4 protein-coding genes and 1 pseudogene are annotated in these 4,651 nt (G+C 41.8%); 2 read left to right on the top strand and 3 right to left on the bottom strand.

The window, feature by feature from the left end; all coding sequences use genetic code 11:
- A partial coding sequence (locus BLR76_RS11235; RefSeq protein ID WP_143009258.1) for an RNA-guided endonuclease TnpB family protein occupies nucleotides 1-411 on the top strand: 411 nt, incomplete at its 5' end.
- Nucleotides 412-852: 441 nt separating this feature from the next.
- Here BLR76_RS11235 and BLR76_RS11240 read toward each other — a convergent pair.
- Nucleotides 853-1,086 (bottom strand): DUF2969 family protein, encoded by a 234-nt coding sequence (locus BLR76_RS11240; RefSeq protein ID WP_091268973.1) that lies wholly within the window; start codon nucleotides 1,084-1,086, stop codon nucleotides 853-855.
- A 171-nt stretch (nucleotides 1,087-1,257) separates the two neighbouring features.
- Here BLR76_RS11240 and BLR76_RS11245 point away from each other — a divergent pair, with 171 nt between their 5' ends.
- The gene (locus tag BLR76_RS11245) at nucleotides 1,258-2,148 is read left to right on the top strand and encodes a fumarylacetoacetate hydrolase family protein (RefSeq protein WP_091268975.1); all 891 of its coding nucleotides are present in this window, start codon (nucleotides 1,258-1,260) and stop codon (nucleotides 2,146-2,148) included.
- Between the two features lie 155 nt (nucleotides 2,149-2,303).
- Here the strand turns inward: BLR76_RS11245 and BLR76_RS11250 are convergent, their stop codons facing one another.
- Together BLR76_RS11250 and BLR76_RS11940 are read right to left on the bottom strand one after the other, a co-directional pair.
- Nucleotides 2,304-4,022 carry a Na/Pi cotransporter family protein gene (locus BLR76_RS11250; protein WP_091268977.1) on the bottom strand — a complete coding sequence of 573 codons (1,719 nt, stop codon included), beginning with the start codon at nucleotides 4,020-4,022 and terminating at the stop codon, nucleotides 2,304-2,306.
- A 354-nt stretch (nucleotides 4,023-4,376) separates the two neighbouring features.
- A pseudogene (locus BLR76_RS11940) lies at nucleotides 4,377-4,651 on the bottom strand (hypothetical protein); the annotation flags it as partial.

The raw sequence follows: 4,651 nt of genomic DNA on the forward strand, positions 1-4,651 counted from the left end.
GGGAAGAAAAAGAAACTGAACGCTATTCGGACACTCAATGATAAAGAAGCGAGAATCATGCAGGATATTAATCATAAGATTGCCAGACACATAGTACGGTTTGCGAGAGACACGAACTGTGGCACCATCCATCTGGAGAATCTTTCCGGCATTCGCCGGACCTCAAGACAAAGAGGAAAACACACAGCGATTCTGCATAACTGGACATTCGCTCAACTAACAGACTTCATTGAATATAAAGCAAGAGAAATCGGTATCGTTGTTAAAAAGGTCAATCCAGAGTATACCTCTCAGACTTGCCCGACATGTAAGGCCAGAAATAAAGTAACTGACCGAACGTATCAGTGCGGGTGCGGCTACCGGGGGCATCGGGATAGAGTGGGAGCTCTGAATATCGCCCAAACAACCTAACTCATATGGTCACAGTATGAGTGCCCATGGAGCTATAGGCTCTGCCATGGGAGGGGTGATGGCACACCCTTAAACTTAAGGCTTGAACAAAACAGAAATGGCCTGCGTTCGACAAAGCACTTAAGAATCCCACTGCTTTAGCTGTGGGAGTGTCAACTCTCGAGTTTAGTTTCGTATTCCTTTAATCAGAAATTTAGTTTAGTTCATCAGAGAAATAAGATCTGAAATGCATTTTGACAAGACTAGAATGTAGTTCACTATTATTTTTGATGTGTGAACTACACCCATCATCTTACTGATTTAGTTCGCTTGACGAATCAGGTTGCGAACTTCATTATTGAGTGTACAGAATGAAGTTCGCTGACAATCTCAGGGCTGAACTGCATTCTCTTAGATTGAAAAAAGCAAAGCAGGATCGGCTGCTTTGCTTCTTATATTATATTATTCGTCGTGCAGGTTGTATTCTTCAATAATCAGCTGGATACCTTCGTCCACTGACCGGGCCGTACGTTTTTTTCCGGACTTAAATTCTACAGTAACAGGTCCGTTACTCTTCTGCATGATCTTCCCAATTACCTTCTTTCTGACGACCAGTTCAAGTTCCGTATAATCTTTAGTATTTTTAGCTGTCTCATTGATTTCAACTTCTATTTGTTTATTGCTGCGCTTTGCCATCGTACATTCCTCCACTATCTTCACTGACATCCGTCTCATAAGTGTACTAAAAACAGGATCCAAGAGCAAGGTTTACTTATCCGGTATTGCTCAGTAATCACAAACGTTATTTTTGTCATATCCCTTTGTTTAGACTATAATTCAATTAGCTACTAAGAAGGGGATAGTATAATGAGACTTGTACGCTACAATCTATCGAAAAGTTCAACAGAGCGTTTAGGTATCCAGTTAGAAGACGGGATACTGGAAATGGACAGGTTAGCTGATCATTTAAACTGCCCCATTCCGCTGACGATGAGAAAATTGCTTAAGGATCACGACAAAGGTATTGAGCAGCTGATGGCTGTCCTTGATCGCGCGAAAGAGCTTCATTTTGACATGAGTCAATATCTATTGTCTGAATCAGACTTCCGCTACCTGCCTGTCATAGGCGATCCCGAAAAAATTCTCTGTGTCGGATTGAACTATGTCGATCACGTCAAAGCCACCGGTGCAGACGTTCCTGTGAACCCCGTATTTTTTAACAAATTTCCAAATGCATTGGCAGCGCATAAACAAGTTATCCCGCTCCCTGTTATTTCTCAAAAAGTCGATTATGAGGCGGAACTTGTCATAATGATCGGGGATTACGCTAACAGTGTGAGTGAATCAGAAGCTAAGAAAGCCGTTCTCGGCTATACTGTCGGTAATGACATAAGTGAAAGACAGTATCAGTTCCAATCCTCACAATGGATGATTGGAAAAACTTTCGACTTTTTTGGTCCAGTTGGTCCTGCCTTAGTCACTAAAGACGAAATTGAAGATGTCAATAATTTATCGATCCACACTAAGCGCAATAACGAACTGGTGCAGAACAGTTCAACATCCAATATGATATTTTCTGTAGAGAGAATAGTAAGTGAAGCCAGCCAGTACATGACGCTAAAACCGGGGGATCTGATTTTCACGGGAACACCTAGTGGCGTCATTGTCGAACAGAAGGATCCCAACTGGCTGAAGTCCGAAGAAGTAGTGGAAATTACTATTGAGCACATTGGGACTCTATGTAATCAAATGATTTAAAATGGAACTGGTATACAAAGAATGATTGAACTGAAAAAGAGCTGGCCAAATCGGTCAGCTCTTTTTCAGTATCTGCTGACTTAAGCTTCTCAGGATACAGCTATTATAAAAGAAGTGTGTGGAACAGCTCCACTCACTCCTTTTACTTGATTTTTTTAATTATCTTTTCCTTCAAATGCACGTGTATGTTTTGATACAGTTTTTCTATCACCAGGCTGGAACGGGAATCTTAGTCCAATTGCGTGTTTAGCAATCTTAACCGAGTGGTCAGACATTCTCTCCAAGTTTGATACGATATCTACAAACAGAATTCCGTCTGAAGGACGGCCTTCACCGCTGTTCAGGCGCTGAATGTATTTACGGCGGATGTCTTCTTCCAGGCGGTTGACTTCTTTTTCACGCTGAAGTACTTTTCCGGCTAAGGAATAGCTGTCTTCTATGAAAGAGCTGATGGCTTCTTCAATGTTCTGCTGAACCAGATGGAACAGTGCAATTAGATCCTCATCATAAAAGATTTTTTCCGGCTCTTTCAATCCTTTAGATTTAGCTGCTTTCTTGCTTGCTTTGACGGCTTCGTTGACATTGCTGATAATATTTTCCGAATGGTCTCCGATACGTTCCAGATACTTGGTGATGTCCATCATCTGGGAGTGTTCTACGGCACTTTTGACCGGCAGATCCTCCACCGAAATTTTCATCAGATATTCTGTCAGGTTCATGTCGATTTTATTAACGATCTCTTCTAAATGAAGGGCATTGGCCAAATCTTCATCCTGCTGTTTCTGATAATACTTGAACATTTCCTTGTATTCCTTAACAACGAAATCCCCCATCTGACCCAGTTCCAGCTTAGCCTGGTTTAGGGCTACCGATGGTACAGTATTGATGATCGAATGATCCAGCGTAGTGTCGTAGTCGATGATCGAATCATCACCAGGGATGATTTTAGTGACTAGTCTCGCCAGGTGGTCAATAAACCACATCTGAATGAGTACGTTGACCACATTAAAGAGTCCATGAGCGAATGCAATTCTCATTGCCGGATTCAAATTGAAAATCGGTGTGACTGCATAAATTAGCTGAGTGAACGGTCCAACAATCATTAAAATAACTACGGTACCAACTAGGTTAAAGATAACATGAGAGGCTGCTGTACGCTTAGCAGCAACACTTGATCCTAAACCAGCCAGTACTGCTGTGATCGTGGTTCCGATATTACTTCCGAAAAGGATCGGCAGTGCGCCCTCAAGAGCGATTTGACCTTGAGAATAGAGTTCCTGCAGTATTCCGATACTGGCACTGGAGCTTTGTACAAGGAAAGTGAACAGTGTTCCTATTCCTACACCTAGTGGCAGGTTTTCAGAAAGGCTGATCATCAGATCTCTGAAAGCTTGCAGGTCTCTCAACGGATACATGGCGTCCCCCATGAGCTCGAGTCCGAGGAATAATGCCCCGAAACCGAATATTGTCTGACCAATCGTGGCAATGATCGGTTTCTTCGAGAAGAAAATCATAAATGATCCAACAGCCAATATAGGCAGTGCATAGGCTCCTATATCCAGACCGATAACGAACGCTGTAATCGTTGTACCGATATTGGCTCCCATAATGACCCCAATCGCCTGCCTCAGTTTCATAAACCCTGCGCTGACCAGTCCAACAGCCAGGACCGTTGTCCCGGATGAACTTTGAATCGCTACTGTAACAGCAATCCCCGCAAGAATTGCCCGAAAAGGTGTTGCCGTAAATCTGTTTAAAATCTCTCGTAAGCTGTCACCTGCTGATTTCTGCAGGCCGTCTCCCATAAATTTTAAACCGAACAGGAAAATACCCAGTCCACCAAAAAAGGTGAATAGTAACTGTTGTATGTCCACTCATAACCCTCCATCTTAATATTTAGAACAAAAATAAATACCAGAGTGGCTGCCTGTAAAAGGCCGATCATCATAATGCCGCTCCGGGTAGTATAGTTATTATCCTAAATCTAATTGCCGTTAAAATGAACCACAATATTTCAAATGAGAAAATTTTAATCGTTTACAGAACGATTTATTCCTGTTATCCAACCACTAATACAACGCTTACATATGACCGTTAAGCTAACTTTCTTTATTCACGAATTTAATAAACGTCAAAACAGCTAATCATTCGCATATAAGTGATTTACTCAAGTTTTGCAGTTAAAAAATAGCCTTTGACCCTTGGTGTCATTGACTTGGTACCGATTATTATGCCGCTTTTGATATTTGATTCAGCTGATTTTCTTTTAAAAATGGCTTGAAGAGTTCCGGTAAACTATCAAAGATGGTATCTAACAAGTCTTGAACATGTTGTTCAGATAGTACTAACTCGTTCATTAATGTTTCTTTCAGACAGGCCATTACGAGAAACAGCGATTGCGCGAATCGAATGTTCTCCATTTCATCACAGCACAAATAAAACAGCTCACCGATGGTGCGCGGATCCTTCTCTTCACGGGATATTAAGGCGAACATCATATACC

The organism is Alkalibacterium thalassium, from assembly GCF_900101165.1.
GTDB classification, from domain to species: domain Bacteria; phylum Bacillota; class Bacilli; order Lactobacillales; family Carnobacteriaceae_A; genus Alkalibacterium; species Alkalibacterium indicireducens.

Excerpts from the sequence above, each read along its gene's own strand:
- BLR76_RS11245 (WP_091268975.1), top strand. The coding sequence starts at position 1,258 with ATGAGACTTGTACGCTACAATCTATCGAAAAGTTCAACAGAGCGTTTA.
- BLR76_RS11240 (WP_091268973.1), bottom strand. The coding sequence starts at position 1,086 with ATGGCAAAGCGCAGCAATAAACAAATAGAAGTTGAAATCAATGAGACA.